The following is a 17,231-nucleotide window of genomic DNA, read 5'->3' on the forward strand; positions in this document are numbered from 1 at the left end:
CAAGGAGCATAAACCATGGCTACAAAACCGTTTTTCCGTCGCCGCAAGGTCTGTCCGTTCTCGGGCGATAGCGCGCCCAAGATCGACTACAAAGACACGCGCCTGCTGCAACGCTACATTTCCGAGCGTGGCAAAATTGTGCCGTCGCGCATCACCGCCGTTTCGGCCAAGAAGCAGCGTGAACTCGCGCGCGCCATCAAGCGTGCCCGTTTCCTCGCCCTTCTGCCCTATGCCGTGAAATAAGGAGACCTCAGATGCAAGTGATCCTTCTTGAACGCGTTGCCAAGCTTGGCCAGATGGGCGATGTCGTCGACGTCAAGCCCGGCTTTGCCCGCAACTACCTGCTGCCGCAGGGCAAGGCGCTGTCGGCTTCGGAAAAGAACATTTCTGATTTCGCAAACCGCAAGGCGCAACTTGAGGCTCAGAACCTCGAGACCCGCAAAGAAGCCGAGGCGATGGCCGACAAGCTGAACGGTCAGCAGTTCATTGTCATCCGTCAGGCCTCTGACAGCGGCGCACTCTACGGTTCGGTCAGCACCCGCGATGCGGCTGATGCCGCCACCGAGAATGGCTTTACCGTCGAGCGCAAGCAGGTTGCCCTGACCCGCCCGATCAAAGACCTTGGCCTGCATGACGTTCTCGTCACGCTGCACCCCGAGGTGGTTGCCATGATCCAGTTGAACGTTGCGCGTTCGGTCGAAGAAGCAGCCCTGCAAGCCTCTGGCAAGAGCATCCAAGATGCCGCCGCCGAGGCCGATCAGGCCGCAGATTTTGAGATTGCCGAACTGTTTGACGACATCGGTGGTGCCGCCGGCGACGACGACGATTATTCAGATCGTCGCGACAATAACGCCTGAATTCGGCAATTGTTCTGAATAAAGTGCCGCGCAGCCCCCTGCGCGGCACAGCTATGTGACGTGGTAGTCGACAAGATGAGCCATGTAATGCTACGCTTCACGATGAGTTCACTTTTGTTTGATCGTAGTGTTTGGTGTTTTTTTGGTTCTCGCGCTGTAACCCCATCGTCATGGTCTTTGCTGACGAATGTTTCGGGGCCAACCAGTTCCCCTGTCACCACAACTCTTGGGTCCGCCCGACATGGAACATCCACACAGACTGAATAGGGCGGTGCCCCCCCACAGGCAGCACCTGTGTGTTGAAAAAATGTCCCTTGGGAAAAGCCATGAGAGTACTTGCCCCAAGTGTAGAACGGGCATGTTGTTCATCTCCATTCCCCTACCGAACAGTCCGCCCAACCTGACGAAGAGGGCACCGTAAATGATCCAGGTCGACCCCTTCAGGCAGTTTCTTGACGATCTGCGCAACAGGTTCGAGCTTGATCATGTGGCCTATGCCGGAATGAATCCGATCAGCGGGCAATCACATGGGCATATGACCTATGGCGCGGATTGGACCTCTCACTATCTCCAGCACAAGTACTACGAGATTGACCCCACCCTGCTCAAGGCGCGCCACAGTATCGCGCCGGTTGACTGGAACAGGCTGGAACGGGGGGCCGAGTTTCAAACCATTTTTCAGGCGGCTCGTGATTTCGGGATATCGGATAGAGGGCTAACGATTCCCATTCATGGCCCCTATGGTGATGTCGGCGGCCTCAGCATCAATCGCGATTGTTCTGAACGCGAATGGCAACTGTTGATCTCGGGGATCATCGGTAACCTTCAGGCAGCGGCTGTGCATATGCATGACATGGTGATTCAGTCCGATCCCCTAACCCGGATGCTGAACACCCCTTCTCTCTCGACCCGGGAGATTGAAATCCTGCAATGGACAGCAGCCGGCAAATCCCAACAGGACATCGGCGATATCCTGTCGATCTCGCACCGCACAGTCGAAGTGCACCTGCGGTCTGCGCGCCAAAAGCTCAATGCGCTGACAACTCCGCAGGCAATTGGGCGTGCGATCAACCTCGGTTTGATCTATCCGCGTTGAACGCGGTCCCGCCTTTCATCAAAGGCGTAGCATTACCTTCATTTCCAAACATTTTTTCACACTTTGGTGCGTGTTCGTGCGCACCGCTACGGGATTTCCCCAATGGTATACTTCGTGGAATTTACTAACCTCAAGATTGCCGAATACACCACTCACACGGGACACGCCACTTTTGGGGAGACGCAACGATGATTTTGGTAATTGATGCCATCAATAAGGACAGGTTCAGCCATGTGCTGGATGAGATGTTCAAACTGCGCGCACGAGTCTTTGGGGATCGACTCGGTTGGCAGGTTGAAGTGAAGGATGGTCGCGAGCGCGATCTGTTCGATGACCTGAACCCGGCCTACGCCGTGGGTCTCGACGATGAAGGAAATGTCGTATCCTGCGTGCGCGCGCTGCAGACCACTGGTCCGCACATGCTGGCCGATGTCTTTGCCGATATCCTCGATGGCGAGCCGCCATTGCGCAGCGCAACCCTTTGGGAATCCACTCGCTTCTGCGTCGACACACGTCGCCTCGGACGCGGACGTGATCGCAACTCGGTCTCTTACGCGACCTGCGAACTGATGATCGCCTCACTCGAAGCGGCAAAAAGTGCGGGTGTTTCGGACATTGTGACCGTGATTGATCCGGTGATGGATCGGGTCCTGAAACGCTCAGGCAACGCGCCCTATGACTATGTCGGCAAGACTGCCGATATGGGCAAGGTTCCCGCCCTCGCGGCATTGCTGGATTGCACGGACGAGCGAATCGACCGCATCCGCGCCTTTGGCGGAGTTGAGGGAGACGTTTTTATCAGCGATGACGCGGCGCTCGCACTGCCAGCGATTGCAGGCCACGTCACACCGAAAACACCACTCGAGCAATATTGCGATGAGCAAATTGCCTCGGCAACCTCGGAAAAAGAGCGGATTGCCGCTCTGCGGCTCAAGGCCGCTCTTGAGGACAAGATTCGTTCGCGCATGGATCAACGTGCCTGACCCCCAGGGGCGCGCGATCCTGACTGACGACCGGCACTGTCGTCTACGTCACTTGCGCTAGAACGAAGAGGGCCGCCCCACTTCTCCCCGGGGCGGCCCTTCATTTTTTCCAGAACGTGTCTGGCGATTACTCGTCGTTCATCGCTTCGATGGCTTTCTCAAGCTCTTCTTTGGACAGCTCTTTATCCGTCACCTCAGCCAGTTCGACCACATAGTCGATGACCTTGTCTTCGAAGATGGGCGCGCGCAGCTGCTGGCGCATTTGCGGGTTCTTCTGCACGAATTCAAAGAACTCCCGCTCGTGGCCCGGATATTGGCGCGCCTGGTTCATAACCGCTTGCGTCATTTCCGCATCCGACACCTGCACTTCAGCCTTCTGCCCCAACTCTGCGAGCAAGAGACCAAGACGGACACGCCGCTCTGCAAGCTTGATATGCTCTTCGGTCACGTCGATCTCGGGGTGATCATGGCCCTGCACGTCAGGGTTTTCCTCATGCCAAAGCTGATGCGCGATCTGCTTGGCTTCGGCGTCCACCATGCTTGGCGGCAAGTCAAAGCTGACCTTCTCGTCCAATTGATCCAGAACATGACGCTTGAGGATCGCACGTGCCGCCCCAGCATATTCCATCTCAAGACGCTCGGAGATCTGAGTTTTGAGCGCGGCCAAGTCTTCGGCACCGTATTTTTGCGCCAACTCGTCGTTGATCTCAGCGGCGACAGGCTCTTTCACTGCTTTGACAGTGCAATCGAACACGGCCTCTTTACCCGCCAAATGCGCGGCCTGATAGGCCTCGGGGAAGGTCACGGTCACAGCCTTGACCTCTTCAACTTTGACGCCCACCAACTGCTCTTCAAAGCCGGGGATAAAGCTGCCCGAGCCAATGACCAGCGGATAATCTTCGGCGCTGCCGCCGTCAAAAGCTTCGCCATCGACCTTGCCAACAAAGTCGATCACGACCTGATCGCCGTCTTTGGATTTGGAGCCTTTTTTGCGATCCTTGAAATCCTGCGCATTCTCGGCAAGGTTCTTGAGCGCCTCATCAACGGCGGCATCATCGGCTTTGGCGACCAGACGCTCCAGCTTCAGTGACTTGAGGTCGACATCGGGAATCGCGGGCAGAGCCTCGTAGCTCAGGACGATTTCAACATCGTCGCCCTCTTTCCAGTCTTGATTGGCCATTTTGACATCAGGTTCGAACGCCGGGCGCTCGCCCTTGGCTTCGAAATGCGCCTTCATCGCGTCATCGACGCTTTCTTGCATAGCTTCGCCCAGCACGCGCTGGCCAAACTGCTTTTTCAAGAGCGGCAGCGGCACCTTGCCCTTGCGGAACCCCTTGATCTCGATATCCGGCTGGGCCTCCTTGAGCTTGGCGTTTACCTTCTCGTCCAGATCCTTGGCTGACAAGATCATCTTGTAGCCGCGCTTCAGCCCTTCGTTCAGGGTCTCGGTGACCTGCATTTTCGTCCTCTCATATGCATCGGGCCGCGGAGGCGTCCGCGGCGGTCAAAATCACGCGTGTTCTATTGAGGCCCCCGCCAACGTGCAAGGGGAATCCGGCCTGATTTCGCCGGTCTGTTGGTGCGGGTGGAGGGACTTGAACCCCCACGCCTTGCGGCGCCAGAACCTAAATCTGGTGCGTCTACCAATTTCGCCACACCCGCATCCGTCGCGCGCCCTTTCAGGCCGCTGGCGCGGTGTCTAGCAAAGCGTCTCGCTGGATGCGAGAGGAAAATTAAGCTTGGCTTGACAGGATCATGACGAAAAAAAGCAGGACATAAACCCAATCTTGCCATATTCTGGATGTAATCTGAGGCAGAAAACAAGCGAGACACGCCATGAAACCGAAAACGGTCGGGCGGTCAGATGGCGGATTGGCCGTCTTTCCACCTGTGGACACATGCGGCCTGTTGGCCGACAGCATCATTCTCACCCTCGACGGCGAGCGGCGCGTTGCCGATTTGAATGTCGGGGATCGTGTGATCACCCGCGATAGCGGCACGGCGGTCTTGCGTGGCATCGCTCGGCACAGGCTGCGCACGGCGGCGGTGCGGATCATGGCGGGCACGCTCGGGCATACCCGGCCCGAACGGGATGTGACCCTGCCTGCTGGCCAGCTTTTGCTTGTGCGCGACTGGCGCGCCAAGGCGCTTTTTGGCGACACTCAGGCGCTCGTATCCGCGACACGGCTGGTGGATGGCGAGTTTGTGACGCTTGAGGCGGCGCAGGAAATGACGCTCTTCAGCCTCGATTTCGCAGCCCCCCACATCCTTTATGTCGACGGGTTGGAATTGGCCAGCAACGCCGACATGCGGCTTGACGCCCGCGCGGCCTGATCCGGCAACGCGCGCAGCACTTTGGGCAGGACCTCGGGTAGGTCCTCGGCAATCAGGCCGGGGCCAAAGCAGCGCGCACATTCGCCATGTAGCCACGCCGCTGTTTCGGCGGCCTGCATCGGGGGAAACCCACGGGCCAGCAACCCGGCGATAAACCCCGCCAGCACATCGCCCGCGCCGGCCGTGGCCAGCCATGGCGCTGCACGCCCATAGGCCGCCGCATGAATGGCGCAGGCGCCGTCTGGCGCAGCAATCACGGTATCGGCCCCTTTCAAAAGGACGACACAGCCAGCCCGCTTGGCGGCCTCTCGGGTGGCCTCAACCTTGGAATAGGCAGGGCCTTGCGTGGCAGGCGCGGCCAAACGCGCGGCAATATCGGGAAAGAGCCGCGTGAATTCGCCACCATGCGGCGTCAAAACACAGCCCTCGTGCAGCAAGCCAAAGAGAGTCTCAGGGGCATCGGCAAAAGCGGTCAGCGCATCGGCATCAAGAACCACGCGCGGGGCGCTTTCATGGCGCAGCACCACCGGCACCAAGTCGCGCGCCCGCGCTGTGCCCATTCCTGGCCCCGAGCAGAGCGCAGTGATGCGCTTGTCCGTCAGCGCGGCGTGCAAGGTTTGGCCATCTTCAATCCGGCGCAACATCAGCGCGGTGATTTGGGCAGCCACTTCCATCTGTGCCGAGGGCGGCACGCCAAGGGTCACCACCCCTGCCCCAATCCGAAGCGCCGCGCGCGCAGCCAACCGCGCCGCGCCGGTCGTGCCCGCACCACCCGTCAGGATCAGCGCATGACCATGGCCAAATTTATGTGCTGTTTCTGCCTTGTTAAGGCTTTGCGCATCCGGAGGCGCGATCAGCCTGACCGCGCCCTCGGCCTGCGCCGCAAGACCAATGTCTGCCACCATGACCCGACCACAGACCGCAGGCCCATCCGCCAGCACATGTCCCAGCTTGGGCGCGTGAAACGTAACCGTAAGCGCCGCCCGGACCGCGTTTGAAACCATGCCCAACACCCGCCCACTGTCGCTGCACAGCCCAGAGGGCAGATCCACGGCCACAACACGTGCCGCCAGTTGGTTCAAGCCTTGCTGCGCCACGCCCTCTAGCGGTCGTCGCAGACCGGTTCCGAACAGCGCATCGACCATCAACGCGACCTTGAGTCCCTCGACAGAGGCCTGCGCAAGATCATGCACAGATCCCATGGCGCACCACCGATCATGGTTGATCCGCGCATCCGGTGGCAGCCGCTCCGGATCACCATAAAGGTAGACACCCACCTCCCAGCCCCACGCCTTCAAAAGCCGCGCGATGACAAAACCGTCGCCGCCATTGTTACCCGGTCCGCACAGAACCGCCGCAGTTTGTGGCGTTTGCGCAAGTTCCGGCCATTCAGCGAACACCGCCTCGACCACGGCACGTCCCGCGCGCTCCATTAGATCAAGCCCAGTTACTCCGCCCGACTCGATGGCCACCTGTTCCCGTGCGCGCATTTCAGTGGCTGTCAGAATTTCTAGCATACCGGGTCCCTCTGCGTTTTATTTTCGATGCTTTTTTCGGCATTTTGCCTAAAAGTTAGGCAATTACTTCTTTGAACCCGTCCGGGGCGCTGCAAAATCCAGCTTAACCGATTGAGCCTCCTGCTGAGAAGTGGTCTGCACGTTCCAAACGTAACCGCGAGAGGCCGAGCCGATGAAAAAGATCGAAGCGATTATCAAACCCTTCAAACTCGACGAGGTGAAAGAGGCGCTTCAGGAAGCTGGCATTCAGGGCCTCTCGGTGATCGAGGTCAAGGGCTTTGGTCGTCAAAAGGGCCATACCGAGCTGTATCGTGGTGCCGAATACGTAGTCGATTTTCTTCCCAAGGTGAAAATCGACGTCGTGCTCGATGACGATCAGGTGGACGCGGCCATTGCAGCGATCATCGACGCGGCCAAAACCGACAAGATTGGCGACGGCAAAATTTTCGTCAGCCCCGTCGAGCAAGCCATTCGCATCCGCACCGGTGAGTCCGGTTCGGACGCGCTCTGAAATCTACCCTAACAAGAAAAGGACAAGAGAATGAGCAAAGACGCAGTTCTCAAGCTGATCAAGGATGAGGATGTTGACTACGTCGATATCCGGTTCACCGACGTGCGCGGTAAACTTCAGCATGTGACCGTGGTCGCGGACCTGGTCGATGAGGATTTCCTCGAAGAAGGCTTTATGTTCGACGGATCGTCGATCTCTGGCTGGAAGTCGATCGAGGCTTCCGACATGAAGCTGATGCCCGACACCGAGAGTGCATATGTCGATCCGTTCTACGCGGAAAAGACACTTTGCATCCATTGCTCGGTTGTTGAACCCGACACCGGCGAATCCTACGATCGCGATCCGCGCGGCACGGCAGAAAAAGCCGAGGCATATCTCAAGTCGTCCGGTATCGGCGATGTGGCCTATTTTGGCCCCGAAGCTGAATTCTTCATCTTTGACGACGTGCGCTTCTCGAACACCATCAACAAAGTCTCGTATCAGGTAGACGCTGTTGACGCGTCTTGGAACAGTGACACCGAATACGAGATGGGCAACACCGGCCATCGTCCGGGCCTCAAGGGCGGGTATTTCCCGGTAAACCCGATCGACGACGCCCAAGACCTGCGCGCCGAAATGCTCTCGACCATGAAGCGGATCGGCATGAAGGTGGATAAACACCACCATGAAGTCGCAAGCTGCCAGCACGAACTGGGTCTGATTTTCGGCACGCTGACCAAGCAGGCCGACGAGATTCAGAAATACAAATACATCATTCACAACGTGGCGCATGCCTATGGCAAATCCGCCACCTTCATGCCCAAGCCGATCTATGGCGACAACGGGTCGGGCATGCATGTGAACATGTCGATCTGGAAAGACGGCAAGCCGCTTTTTGCCGGTGACAAATATGCCGACCTCAGCCAAGAGGCGCTGTATTTCATCGGTGGCATTCTCAAGCATGCCAAGACGCTGAACGCCTTCACCAACCCCGGCACCAACAGCTACAAGCGGTTGATCCCCGGTTTCGAGGCCCCCGTTCTGCGCGCCTATTCGGCCCGCAACCGTTCGGGTTGCGTCCGTATTCCGTGGACCGAAAGCCCCAAGGCCAAGCGCGTAGAGGCCCGTTTCCCGGATCCGAGCGCAAACCCCTATCTGGCGTTTTCCGCTCTGCTCATGGCTGGCCTCGACGGTATCAAATCCAAGATTGATCCCGGCGAAGCCATGGACAAGAACCTTTATGACCTGCCCGCCGAAGAGCTGAAAGACATCCCGACCGTCTGTGGCTCTCTGCGCGAAGCATTGGATTGTCTGGCCGCTGATCACGATTTCCTGCTGGCAGGCGACGTGTTCACCAAAGACCAGATCGAGGCCTACATCGCGCTCAAGATGGACGAAGTCCACAAATACGAGCACACACCGCACCCTGTCGAATTCGGCATGTATTACAGCTGCTGATTGCACAGCTTGTGATTGTAAATTCTGGGCATCCCATTCGGGGTGCCCTTTTTTTATGCCCTTCACCGTTGCGTGTTTGGCATCAATCTCAGCATTTTTGACGAATTGCCCAAATTAATCCTCATTTGAAACAAATCGGCTCCACCTTCGGTTGTCATAGATAGATCACTCACAACGCAGATAATGGAACCTCCCATGGCCAATTCCACTCAAAGGGTAACGGCAGGGCTAGTATTTCTCGGTACGAGAAACTTCGACATCGTCAGGATCGGCAACCGGATCAGCATGGTCCTTGACTGGCTAGATGAGCAGACAACAGGCTTGCGTATTCTTTCTGATTGCGAGGCAAACCTGAATTCTGATCATTTTGTTCTGCGGATTGAAATCCAGCAGGACCACAAGCTTAGCGCTTTGTCTCAGCCCGCTGAGCACTTTCTCGCGCTGAGCCTCTTGCAAACCGATCCAGAGGCACCGCCCCAAACCCAATTGGCGCTGTCGGTCATGGCACATGTTCTGCGGGCGCTGCACAGCACGCTCGCCCCGGACTTTGTGCAATGGATTCACCCGCTGGCCCTGCTCAGTCATGCCGAGTTTCTCGAGGCTGTCACCTTTCAGGACGAGTATGAGCCAGCCGCACCACAAGCTGAAATCGTGCCGCACCCCAATGCCGCCGCAGCGCGTTGTCGCTTGCCAGACATCGAACTTACCCATCAAGCGCTGCATGCACGCTATGTCTCAGAGAGCGACGCCGCTCCGGAGGATCATGTAGCTGGCGCGTTGCGTGCGGTTTTTCGCGATAGTCTTGAAACAACGCCCGCCGCCACAATACAAACTGACAGCATCCGCGAGAGCACAGCCCCCCTACGCCTGAGCGTCTGGATATTGACGATCACGCTGGGGCTCTTTGCTCTTCCGGTTGCTGCCGCGCTCGCCATTGTCAACCTCATGCGCGGCGAGAACTTGCGTCTCGCCTCTCAGACGGCGGCGATGACCGGCTTGTTCCTCACCCTGCAGGTCAATGGCGCGACAGCCCAAGCTCTGCAGGCCATGCAGGACCTATTGGGATGACCTCGACCGGAAAATTCCCCGCAGAGGCGCACTTGTGGCGCGCGCGTGGCGCGTTACACTCCAATCGAAAGCTATTTCACGGGAGATTGTAATGTTCACGACCATGATGCGCCCCCTTCAGCCACTCACCATGGCTCTTGGTTTCAGCCTGCTGGCCACGAGCGCCCTCGCCGCGCCCTGTGGCAACAGTGCGGACGGCTTCTCAAATTGGAAGGCCGCCTTTGCCAAGGAGGCTGCCGCCGAGGGCGTTGGCCCAAGAGGGCTCGAGGCCTTGGCCGGGGCGCAATATGCCAGCAGCACCATTGCGGCGGACCGCAACCAAAAAAGCTTCAAGTACAGTCTTGAGAAATTCATGCAGGTTCGCGGGGCTCCCACCATTGTGGCCCAAGGTCGCAAGCGGCGCGCACAGGATGCCGCGTTTTACGACGCGTTAGAGCGTCAATATGGCGTCCCAGCCGGGGTGCTCCTTGCTATTCACGGCATGGAAACCGGCTTTGGTGGGTTCATGGGGGATAGTGCCGTTGTTTCGGCCATCGTCACACTGACCTATGATTGCCGCCGCTCTGATTTCTTTCGGCCCCATGCCGTTGGCGCGCTGAAGTTGGTGGATCGTGGCGCAATCACCGCCCAGACCAAGGGGGCAAAACACGGCGAGTTGGGGCATACCCAGTTCTTGCCGGGCAATGCCCTAAACTACGGGGTTGATGCCAATGGCGACGGGCGGGTGGATTTCTACAATCTCACCGACGCGCTTGCGTCAACCGCGAACTTCCTGCGCCAAAAAGGCTGGCAACCCGGACAGGGCTATCAGGAAGGCCAACCGAATTTCGCCGTGATCCAGCAATGGAACGCCGCCGGGGTCTATCAAAAAGCGATTGCCCTGATGGCCGCGCAAATCGACGGGGGCTAACGCGGAATCGTTCGCCCTCTCCTACAGTAAACGTGCCAAGTATGTCCGGTTTCATCTGAACCCTCTCAAGAACGGGGCATGAAATGAGCAGACAGAATTACGGTCAGATCGCCGCGCTGGAGTTTTTCGATCCTCCAGAAATGGACTTCCCCGACATTGTCGAGGAGTTTGACATCGCGTCTCAGCGCCTTGCGCCGCAGTTGCGCCGCCTGACATGGGATGGCGAAGATATCGCGCTGATTGATCGGGACGCAGTGCGCATAGCACTTGGCTGGCTTCCGGCCCAAGGCTTCGACCAGCCCAGTTATCTGGTGCTGGCCGTGGGGCCGCGCAACGCCAAGCGCAACATCACGCTTGATCCAGAAGCCTATGAGATGCTCACCCGGCGTCTCGTCGAACGGGTGCGCGGCTATCTGCCGTTTGACGCGGTCCTGCACGGTGCCGCGAACCGCCCCATCAGCAGCGCGCTGCTCGACATGACATTCGAGCTGCTGTCCGGTTGCGCCAATGAGGCCACGCAGCATCGCCGCCCAACCCCGGCCCCGCGGCAATCCAGACCCCGCCGTCAAGAGCATAGAGGCCAGAGCAGCGCGCGGCCCAAACATCCCATCCCCGAGGATGCGGTGGACGCACGATTGGCGGTGCCAGAGGCCTCTTTGCCAATGCGGCTGACGATTGTTACCTTTGGCCTTACGCTCTTTTTGCATGTGCCGCCGCTTGGTGCAGCACTTTTGGCCTATACCACCCTACGGGAGGCACAGCCGCTCTTGAGCTGATCTGGGATCCCAAAGACCGGCTCAGCAGACGTCCTTGCGCGCCAAAACGTAGGTATGGATCGAAAACACGCAGGCCCGCGTTTGCGGCAGGCGCAAGACGCATTGGCGTTCGCTGCGCAAATAAGGATACGCAGCCTCTGCGCTCGGTTGCACCCTTGATCGGGGCTGATGCAACGTTGGATCAGCATAGCGCAAGGCATTGAACCGCCAAAGCGGCCGCCCCTCCTGCACCCCATCAAAGAGCCGCTGCACCCGGCGCGCAAGAGCCTCATCATAGGTCTTGACCGGCACGTGAATGGTCGTCAGGGGCCGACCAATCTTGTCCGCAAGGTGCCAGCTTGCCGGAAAGCACAGAACTGCGGCGGTCAAAACATGCTCGTCGCCCCGCCGTTCCATGAGGCAAAGATCCTCTTGCACCAGATGCCCCAAAGTCCCCATGGGATCAGTGCGATCAATCGGCACAATGACACCATCGGGGCGCTGCACTTGCTTTGCGGAAACACCATAACCTTGGCCGTATTCCTGCAACCAATCCAGCACAAATTGCAAAAGCTCGTCCGCCGCAGGACCCGCCCCGTCTGTGACCGCCAGAACCTTGGCGCGCTGTTCGGACAAAAGACGGGCACGCTCGGCCATCTGACCGGCAAAGGCCTCATCGACCTGCAACCAGTCGGCCATCAAGAGCGGGGAAATACCCGGCAAGGCATGCGCGGCCTCGGGATCATAGGGCAATCGGGTCTGAAGAATCTCTGTCATACCGCAAACTTAGCCAAGCGCCTGCGCCGCCGCATCCGCAAAATCGTCTGAACGATGATAGCGCGTCTCCATCCGGTAATCCTTGCGCGGGCCGCGCACATGCCACGTGACCGTAAAGGCGGGCCAATCCGCAAAATCGTAATGCCCGTCATACTGATCCGGATCACACCAATGCGCGGTCAGCCCGCCCTGAGCCGGCACTGTGTGAAAAAACCGCCCATCCTCGAACCAGACGGACAGATCCACGGACCACAGATAGCGCCGCTCAGCCAGAAACCGTGCGCCTGTCTCCAGCACCATCTCGCCGGTCTCATGATAGGCCAAACCTTTGGGGTGCGGTTTCCAGACGGCGCGCCCGCTGAACCGAGCCGAAGCGCCATCCTCATGTTGAATGACCCGCTCAAGCGTCCAGACGCCTGTAAAATCATCAAGGGTGACGGTGTGTGTCATGGTCTATCCCCTGCGGCAGTCCGCGGCGATTCGCAAGCCGACTGGCCAAGGGGCCGCTCACGACAATGGACGCCACCATTCGAGCGGCATAAGATCGCGAAGCATCTGCAGGAGAGGCCATGAACACGACGCGGCATACCGACCCCAACCCGCAGGCAACACCGGGCGAGCAAATCCTGTTGGCACAGTTGCATCAGGTGCAACGCGCGCTGGAGCATGCCTATGCCGAACGGCAACGGCAAGAGGCAGAAACCGCCGCCTGTGCGCAGAGGGTCCAAACACTTGAGGCCGAATTGAACCAAGCGCAGGCGCATCTAAACGCTGTTCTGGCCTCGCGCAGTTGGCGCATTACAGCCCCTTTACGGCGCCTGTTTACGCGCGGAAAATGATGCCGGATCAGATCAGCGCAGCAAGGTTGCGCGTCAACGCCTGCGCCAAGCGCTCGTATTCCGCACAAAGTAGGGATGGCGTGTTGAACAGCGCCGCCATCCGCGCCTGCGCCTCGCAATAGGCGGACAAGGTCTGTGGATCGGCGGCAAACCCGGCTATCCGCTCTGCCGCCGCCTCTGGCGTCAGACCGTTGAGGTTGACAAATGCCCCCTGCGGCAGCAGGTCATGAACCCGGTGATCCGCCCCCGCGACATAGAGCGGCACAGCGCCAATCGCGAGGCTGTCGAACAGCTTTTCCGTGATATAGGACCGGTGATAGGTGTTCTCGACCGCCGAAAGCACAGCGCAGCGACCGCGCAGATCAAGGTATTTCTCAAGATGCCAATCCGGCAGGATCTGCCTGCGCGGCAGCACATTCCACCCGGCCCCCATCCGCAACAGCCGCTCGCCGGTGCAGGCCAATGCCAGCCGTGTCCGCCAACGCCCCAGGCCGTAAAACCCGGCCTCAGGAAAGGCCGCATCAAAGCGCGGCTCGTCCCGGTATTCGGCGACAAAGGCCATATCCCATTTTGCCTCAGCGAACCGAGCCGTCCAATCCTCTTGTGACAGACGCGCGTTTTGCGCGAACCAACACCCATAGCGCGTGGGATAGGCGTAATCCGTCAAAAGGAAGTAGGGAATCCGCTCAAACTCATAGATGTCGGATGTCACATGGTTGAGGAAAACATAGGGCAAAGGCCCCGCTTCAGTCTCAACGACCTGCGCAGGGGTGAGCGGATCTTTGGCCCAGACACAATCCCAAAGTGGTTCTTCTGACAAGAGCACAAGGCGCTGATGCGCCGCCAGTCGTGGCGCTAACGCCTCGGCATGGCGATCGAGGTCCTTGGTATGGGCAAGCAGAATGATATCCGCCGCATCAAACGTATCCGTGACCGTAATCGCGGGCGCGCAGGCCCGGCGAATGGGATCATAGGCCAAGGGCTGACGGTGCGCATAATCGCCAAAGGGATGCACCTTGATTGTCAATACCCGCCCTTTGGTTCCGGTAAACTGGCACCTAAGATACCCATCGAACCACAAAGGCGCAACGCCGATCCGGGCCTGTGCTGCATGTCAGGATCTGTGCGATCAACAAGCCCGAAACAAGGCTTGACCATCTGACCAACAGACCCTGACAGCCCGCAACAGCCGCCTCAGCGGATCATTTCGATGCGTGCGCCCGGAAATTGCGCCACGACCGCAAGGGTCTCTTCGCGCGGGATGAGCGCAAGCGCGGTCGACAGGCCATCCGCAACAGCAGCTCTGGGTGCTGAGACTGTGACGATGGAGTGAAAAGGCGTATGCCCGTCGGGGCAGACAACGTGATCCCCCCCACCGGGGCGAAGCCCGCCAAACGGTCGCGTTGTAGACACAGCCCGGTTGCGCAGAACGATGTGATCCTCATAGGCCCCGTCCGTGGCAAAGATCCGCGCCTGCCACGGCCTGTGCAAGGGACACTGGCCAATACCCTGCAATTCCCCAATATCAAGCATCACATCCGTCAAGCCACGGGCACGCATGAGGTCGGCGATCTTGTCGTTGATATAGCCCTGAGCGATACCATTCAGCGTCAGCGCCATGCCTGTCTTGGCAAAACAGATTTCGCGCGGGTCAATGTAAACCTTGTTCCAGCCAATCAACCCAAAAACCTTGGCGCGCGCGTGTCCAAATGTGCCGACCTCAAGCAGAGGCAGAACCGTCGGATCAAACACACCGCCCGATGCGTGGTGCAGTCGGTCCGCCAATAGCAGCACGTCGAGCAATTCGGGCGGGGGCGCGACCAAACGACCAGAGCGGTTGAGCCAGCTCAAGGAACTGTCGGGGCGAAAGAGGCTGAATATCTGTTCAAGACGCTCCAACTCGGCCTCAATGGCCGCAAAGACTGGGCGCGCCGCGTCAGGGGAAAGACCCGCAATGGCAAGGCGAGCCGGTGCGCCCATGGCGCGACCCTGCCAATGCGCAGTTTGCGCAGCCATGGCGGCAGAGGGGGCCGCAAGAGCGGCAGCAGTAATACTGAGGAAACGGCGGCGGGTCGTGATCATGGCGTTCTCTTTATAAAAATCATTTTCAGGGCAAGACCCTCGTTCGCGATACCCACACCCGAACCACTCATGACACTTGCAAAACGAACACCACACATTGGGCCTTTGTCGACCCTAGGCGGCTTCCAAATGGTGAAACTTGATCGAGGTCAACTTTTGCAGAGCGCAGGAAAAAAAGATGACTTAAAAGGGTTCTTTTTGCACGTACTGCAAGAGTACTACTGCCGAAAGGCGGGTAAACGTCGACGCAGTATAAGCGCCAAGGCGATTCCCATCGCGGCCCCCAGCCCGTCCGCCACAAAATCCGCCCATTCCGCTCCGCGTCCGAAATGCGGCTGAACAATCTCGATCAGGCCGCCATAAGACAAAGCCACAAGCCAAATCAGCGCCCAACTCCGCGGGTGCGCCAGCGTCATCGGAATAACCAAAGCGGCAAACGCCACAAGATGCGCCAACTTATCCAGCCCAAGAAGCGGTGAGTGCCCCCCAGTGGAGGGCATCAGAGTTGTAACGCCGATTGCAAGCGTCATCAGGGCCGTCAGGATTTTTACCATTCTTGCGCATAGCCCCAACATCTTGGCGCTTCAAGGGCGCGCGTCAGAAGTCGAAGAGATCCTCAAGAAAGCCGCCACGCTTTTTGCGGGGGCGTTGTCCGCGATCGTCTTGGTCGCGCGACTCGTACGCTGGTGCCGCAGTCGCAGGCGCCGAGGCGGAGCGATCAATGATCTTGTCCAACTCGCCCCGGTCCAACCAGACACCCCGGCACTGTGGACAATAGTCGATCTCGACCCCGGCGCGTTCCGCCAGAACCAGTTGCGTGCCGTCGATTGGACATTGCATGGGCGCTCTCCTTTTGTTGCCTTGTGTGGCATGTGGGGTCGCACCGCTGACGGTGCAACCCAGAGCGCAAACATCCCGCCACTCAGCGGATTACATGCACCGCACAGGCCGCATGGCGCACCACCTTGGCGGCAGTAGAACCCAGCAAAAGATCCTGCATACCGGGCCGATGGCTGGCAATCACGATACAGTCGGGAGTGTGGGCCTCGGCCCAGTCGAGGATAGTGCGCCCCGAATGCCCCTCTACCACATGGGCAGAGGCATTCGGCAAAGAGGCGGCGATTTCGGCCAGTTCAACCTCGATTGCCTTGCGCGCCTCGTTCACATAGCCTTGGGGCAGATAAGAAATTGCATAGCCCGGTACCTGCTCGATCACATGCAAGAGGCTGATGCGGCCCGTCTCTCCCGCCAAAAGCCGCGCGGCACGTAGCGCTGCATTCGAATCGCGGTCCTGATCAAAGGATATGGGAACCAGAATATGTGCATACATGGGCTGTCCTTTTCTATTGGATAGGCCCATCATCCCCTAGGGGACAGCGCTCTGCCATGATCCAGATCAGGCCCGGTTCAGTTCTGCATGTCGCGCACCTGCGCCGCAATTTGTGCCGCCCAATCGCCAATGATCGGCAAAAACTCGATCTGGCTGAGGGCCCAGATCATCACCGACAAAAGCACCGTTGCCCCCAGCACCGTGCCAAGCCCGGCGGCAAGCCCCCGCACCAAGCTGAAGGCCAACATGCGCGGCACGGAATTGTGGACACGGATAAAGCGATGCGCATTCAGCGTCTGCAATTCGCGGCGCAAGGCTGCCACCTCGCGTGTCAACTCGTCGGTCGGCCTGTTGTCTTGCGTCATCCGAAGGTTGCCACCACGTCATACATGACCGGCTCGAACCCTTTGCAGAGTGCACTGATTTCGCGATTGCGGGCGCGCATCTCATCACTGCGTAGCATCGCCTGAAAATCAGAGCGCGCGCGCCATTGCGAGTAATTGGCGATACGGGTTTGGGCATCGTTGACATGCAGACCCGCAGCAATGAACCCCGGTTGTTGCGAGATAAAGTCGCGATAGGCGGCGGTCAGCAAATCCATCAGATCCTGGCAGGTGCCCGGCGTCACCTCAAAGGTGGTGAGCACGGTCTGATGGTCGGTGTCGGTGGTGATATGGGGCATGGGAAACCTCCTTTTGGGAGCAAGCCTAGCACGCGCCCCCTGCCCGGTAAATT

Annotated in this window: 22 protein-coding genes and 1 tRNA gene; 11 read left to right on the forward strand and 12 right to left on the reverse strand. The window is 58.8% G+C overall.

Annotated elements, in window-relative coordinates; genetic code table 11:
• Positions 1-15: 15 nt before the first annotated feature.
• From rpsR to RAK1035_RS16960, 4 genes are all read left to right on the forward strand, one after another.
• Positions 16-243, forward strand: coding sequence for a 30S ribosomal protein S18 (rpsR, locus tag RAK1035_RS16945; RefSeq protein ID WP_008282293.1), 228 nt, complete (start codon positions 16-18; stop codon positions 241-243).
• Positions 244-254: 11 nt separating this feature from the next.
• A complete protein-coding gene (gene rplI, locus RAK1035_RS16950) occupies positions 255-857 on the forward strand; it encodes a 50S ribosomal protein L9 (protein WP_008282294.1) in 603 nt (200 codons plus the stop codon).
• 421 nt (positions 858-1,278) lie between these two features.
• Positions 1,279-1,953, forward strand: a complete 675-nt coding sequence (locus RAK1035_RS16955; RefSeq protein ID WP_008282295.1) for a LuxR family transcriptional regulator — start codon at positions 1,279-1,281, stop codon at positions 1,951-1,953.
• A 188-nt stretch (positions 1,954-2,141) separates the two neighbouring features.
• Positions 2,142-2,936, forward strand: a complete 795-nt coding sequence (locus RAK1035_RS16960; protein WP_008282297.1) for an acyl-homoserine-lactone synthase — start codon at positions 2,142-2,144, stop codon at positions 2,934-2,936.
• A 127-nt stretch (positions 2,937-3,063) separates the two neighbouring features.
• Here RAK1035_RS16960 and tig read toward each other — a convergent pair whose 3' ends face one another.
• Both tig and RAK1035_RS16970 read right to left on the reverse strand, forming a co-directional pair.
• Positions 3,064-4,395, reverse strand: a complete 1,332-nt coding sequence (gene tig / locus RAK1035_RS16965; RefSeq protein ID WP_008282298.1) for a trigger factor — start codon at positions 4,393-4,395, stop codon at positions 3,064-3,066.
• Between the two features lie 118 nt (positions 4,396-4,513).
• Positions 4,514-4,598, reverse strand: a tRNA-Leu gene (locus RAK1035_RS16970).
• 174 nt (positions 4,599-4,772) lie between these two features.
• Between RAK1035_RS16970 and RAK1035_RS16975 the strand changes: the two genes are divergently transcribed.
• Entirely contained in the window at positions 4,773-5,270 is a 498-nt protein-coding gene (locus tag RAK1035_RS16975) for a Hint domain-containing protein (protein ID WP_037298476.1), read from the forward strand.
• On the opposite strand, the gene RAK1035_RS16980 is transcribed toward RAK1035_RS16975, so the two are convergent.
• Positions 5,207-6,787 carry a bifunctional ADP-dependent NAD(P)H-hydrate dehydratase/NAD(P)H-hydrate epimerase gene (locus tag RAK1035_RS16980; protein WP_008282300.1) on the reverse strand — a complete coding sequence of 527 codons (1,581 nt, stop codon included), beginning with the start codon at positions 6,785-6,787 and terminating at the stop codon, positions 5,207-5,209. The genes RAK1035_RS16975 and RAK1035_RS16980 overlap by 64 nt on opposite strands.
• A 172-nt stretch (positions 6,788-6,959) precedes the next feature.
• On the opposite strand from RAK1035_RS16980, the gene RAK1035_RS16985 reads away from it, so the two are divergent.
• The 5 genes from RAK1035_RS16985 (at position 6,960) to RAK1035_RS17005 (ending at position 11,489) form a co-directional block, all read left to right on the forward strand.
• Positions 6,960-7,298 carry a P-II family nitrogen regulator gene (locus tag RAK1035_RS16985; RefSeq protein WP_008282302.1) on the forward strand — a complete coding sequence of 113 codons (339 nt, stop codon included), beginning with the start codon at positions 6,960-6,962 and terminating at the stop codon, positions 7,296-7,298.
• 30 nt (positions 7,299-7,328) lie between these two features.
• The gene (gene glnA, locus RAK1035_RS16990; protein ID WP_008282304.1) at positions 7,329-8,735 is read left to right on the forward strand and encodes a type I glutamate--ammonia ligase; all 1,407 of its coding nucleotides are present in this window, start codon (positions 7,329-7,331) and stop codon (positions 8,733-8,735) included.
• A 195-nt stretch (positions 8,736-8,930) separates the two neighbouring features.
• The gene (locus RAK1035_RS16995) at positions 8,931-9,803 is read left to right on the forward strand and encodes a hypothetical protein (RefSeq protein ID WP_232279236.1); all 873 of its coding nucleotides are present in this window, start codon (positions 8,931-8,933) and stop codon (positions 9,801-9,803) included.
• A gap of 106 nt (positions 9,804-9,909) precedes the next feature.
• Positions 9,910-10,713, forward strand: coding sequence for a lytic murein transglycosylase (locus tag RAK1035_RS17000; protein ID WP_037298573.1), 804 nt, complete (start codon positions 9,910-9,912; stop codon positions 10,711-10,713).
• A gap of 83 nt (positions 10,714-10,796) precedes the next feature.
• Positions 10,797-11,489, forward strand: a complete 693-nt coding sequence (locus RAK1035_RS17005) for a hypothetical protein (protein ID WP_008282308.1) — start codon at positions 10,797-10,799, stop codon at positions 11,487-11,489.
• A 21-nt stretch (positions 11,490-11,510) separates the two neighbouring features.
• Here the strand turns inward: RAK1035_RS17005 and RAK1035_RS17010 are convergent, their stop codons facing one another.
• Together RAK1035_RS17010 and RAK1035_RS17015 are read right to left on the reverse strand one after the other, a co-directional pair.
• Positions 11,511-12,245: a heme-dependent oxidative N-demethylase family protein gene (locus RAK1035_RS17010; RefSeq protein ID WP_008282309.1), complete on the reverse strand. Its 735-nt coding sequence runs from the start codon at positions 12,243-12,245 to the stop codon at positions 11,511-11,513.
• Between the two features lie 9 nt (positions 12,246-12,254).
• Positions 12,255-12,695 (reverse strand): DUF6314 family protein, encoded by a 441-nt coding sequence (locus RAK1035_RS17015; RefSeq protein WP_008282310.1) that lies wholly within the window; start codon positions 12,693-12,695, stop codon positions 12,255-12,257.
• Positions 12,696-12,814: 119 nt separating this feature from the next.
• Between RAK1035_RS17015 and RAK1035_RS17020 the strand changes: the two genes are divergently transcribed.
• Positions 12,815-13,084 (forward strand): hypothetical protein, encoded by a 270-nt coding sequence (locus RAK1035_RS17020; protein WP_008282311.1) that lies wholly within the window; start codon positions 12,815-12,817, stop codon positions 13,082-13,084.
• Positions 13,085-13,091: 7 nt separating this feature from the next.
• Here the strand turns inward: RAK1035_RS17020 and RAK1035_RS17025 are convergent, their stop codons facing one another.
• The 7 genes from RAK1035_RS17025 to RAK1035_RS17055 all read right to left on the reverse strand — a co-directional run bounded on the left by RAK1035_RS17025 (position 13,092) and on the right by RAK1035_RS17055 (position 17,178).
• Positions 13,092-14,111, reverse strand: coding sequence for a glycosyltransferase family 10 domain-containing protein (locus RAK1035_RS17025; RefSeq protein WP_008282312.1), 1,020 nt, complete (start codon positions 14,109-14,111; stop codon positions 13,092-13,094).
• A gap of 167 nt (positions 14,112-14,278) precedes the next feature.
• On the reverse strand, positions 14,279-15,166 hold the full coding sequence (locus RAK1035_RS17030) for an FAD:protein FMN transferase (protein ID WP_008282313.1): 888 nt from the start codon (positions 15,164-15,166) through the stop codon (positions 14,279-14,281).
• Between the two features lie 218 nt (positions 15,167-15,384).
• Positions 15,385-15,696, reverse strand: a complete 312-nt coding sequence (locus RAK1035_RS17035) for a VanZ family protein (RefSeq protein WP_254683684.1) — start codon at positions 15,694-15,696, stop codon at positions 15,385-15,387.
• Positions 15,697-15,763: 67 nt separating this feature from the next.
• Positions 15,764-16,006, reverse strand: coding sequence for a TFIIB-type zinc ribbon-containing protein (locus RAK1035_RS17040; RefSeq protein ID WP_008282315.1), 243 nt, complete (start codon positions 16,004-16,006; stop codon positions 15,764-15,766).
• Positions 16,007-16,088: 82 nt separating this feature from the next.
• The gene (locus RAK1035_RS17045) at positions 16,089-16,496 is read right to left on the reverse strand and encodes a universal stress protein (protein ID WP_008282316.1); all 408 of its coding nucleotides are present in this window, start codon (positions 16,494-16,496) and stop codon (positions 16,089-16,091) included.
• 77 nt (positions 16,497-16,573) lie between these two features.
• Positions 16,574-16,861, reverse strand: coding sequence for a DUF5665 domain-containing protein (locus RAK1035_RS17050; protein WP_008282317.1), 288 nt, complete (start codon positions 16,859-16,861; stop codon positions 16,574-16,576).
• Positions 16,858-17,178 carry an antibiotic biosynthesis monooxygenase family protein gene (locus tag RAK1035_RS17055; RefSeq protein WP_008282318.1) on the reverse strand — a complete coding sequence of 107 codons (321 nt, stop codon included), beginning with the start codon at positions 17,176-17,178 and terminating at the stop codon, positions 16,858-16,860. The genes RAK1035_RS17050 and RAK1035_RS17055 overlap by 4 nt, the downstream gene beginning before the upstream one ends.
• Positions 17,179-17,231: the final 53 nt, after the last annotated feature.

Source organism: Roseovarius sp. AK1035 (assembly GCF_003288315.1).
Classification (GTDB): Bacteria; Pseudomonadota; Alphaproteobacteria; order Rhodobacterales; family Rhodobacteraceae; genus Roseovarius; species Roseovarius mucosus_A.

Excerpts from the sequence above, each read along its gene's own strand:
- rpsR (WP_008282293.1), top strand. The coding sequence starts at position 16 with ATGGCTACAAAACCGTTTTTCCGTCGCCGCAAGGTCTGTCCGTTCTCG.
- rplI (WP_008282294.1), top strand. The coding sequence starts at position 255 with ATGCAAGTGATCCTTCTTGAACGCGTTGCCAAGCTTGGCCAGATGGGC.
- RAK1035_RS16955 (WP_008282295.1), top strand. The coding sequence starts at position 1,279 with ATGATCCAGGTCGACCCCTTCAGGCAGTTTCTTGACGATCTGCGCAAC.
- RAK1035_RS16960 (WP_008282297.1), top strand. The coding sequence starts at position 2,142 with ATGATTTTGGTAATTGATGCCATCAATAAGGACAGGTTCAGCCATGTG.
- tig (WP_008282298.1), bottom strand. The coding sequence starts at position 4,395 with ATGCAGGTCACCGAGACCCTGAACGAAGGGCTGAAGCGCGGCTACAAG.
- RAK1035_RS16975 (WP_037298476.1), top strand. The coding sequence starts at position 4,773 with ATGAAACCGAAAACGGTCGGGCGGTCAGATGGCGGATTGGCCGTCTTT.
- RAK1035_RS16980 (WP_008282300.1), bottom strand. The coding sequence starts at position 6,787 with ATGCTAGAAATTCTGACAGCCACTGAAATGCGCGCACGGGAACAGGTG.
- RAK1035_RS16985 (WP_008282302.1), top strand. The coding sequence starts at position 6,960 with ATGAAAAAGATCGAAGCGATTATCAAACCCTTCAAACTCGACGAGGTG.
- glnA (WP_008282304.1), top strand. The coding sequence starts at position 7,329 with ATGAGCAAAGACGCAGTTCTCAAGCTGATCAAGGATGAGGATGTTGAC.
- RAK1035_RS16995 (WP_232279236.1), top strand. The coding sequence starts at position 8,931 with ATGGCCAATTCCACTCAAAGGGTAACGGCAGGGCTAGTATTTCTCGGT.
- RAK1035_RS17000 (WP_037298573.1), top strand. The coding sequence starts at position 9,910 with ATGCGCCCCCTTCAGCCACTCACCATGGCTCTTGGTTTCAGCCTGCTG.
- RAK1035_RS17005 (WP_008282308.1), top strand. The coding sequence starts at position 10,797 with ATGAGCAGACAGAATTACGGTCAGATCGCCGCGCTGGAGTTTTTCGAT.
- RAK1035_RS17010 (WP_008282309.1), bottom strand. The coding sequence starts at position 12,245 with ATGACAGAGATTCTTCAGACCCGATTGCCCTATGATCCCGAGGCCGCG.
- RAK1035_RS17015 (WP_008282310.1), bottom strand. The coding sequence starts at position 12,695 with ATGACACACACCGTCACCCTTGATGATTTTACAGGCGTCTGGACGCTT.
- RAK1035_RS17020 (WP_008282311.1), top strand. The coding sequence starts at position 12,815 with ATGAACACGACGCGGCATACCGACCCCAACCCGCAGGCAACACCGGGC.
- RAK1035_RS17030 (WP_008282313.1), bottom strand. The coding sequence starts at position 15,166 with ATGATCACGACCCGCCGCCGTTTCCTCAGTATTACTGCTGCCGCTCTT.
- RAK1035_RS17035 (WP_254683684.1), bottom strand. The coding sequence starts at position 15,696 with ATGACGCTTGCAATCGGCGTTACAACTCTGATGCCCTCCACTGGGGGG.
- RAK1035_RS17040 (WP_008282315.1), bottom strand. The coding sequence starts at position 16,006 with ATGCAATGTCCAATCGACGGCACGCAACTGGTTCTGGCGGAACGCGCC.
- RAK1035_RS17045 (WP_008282316.1), bottom strand. The coding sequence starts at position 16,496 with ATGTATGCACATATTCTGGTTCCCATATCCTTTGATCAGGACCGCGAT.
- RAK1035_RS17050 (WP_008282317.1), bottom strand. The coding sequence starts at position 16,861 with ATGACGCAAGACAACAGGCCGACCGACGAGTTGACACGCGAGGTGGCA.
- RAK1035_RS17055 (WP_008282318.1), bottom strand. The coding sequence starts at position 17,178 with ATGCCCCATATCACCACCGACACCGACCATCAGACCGTGCTCACCACC.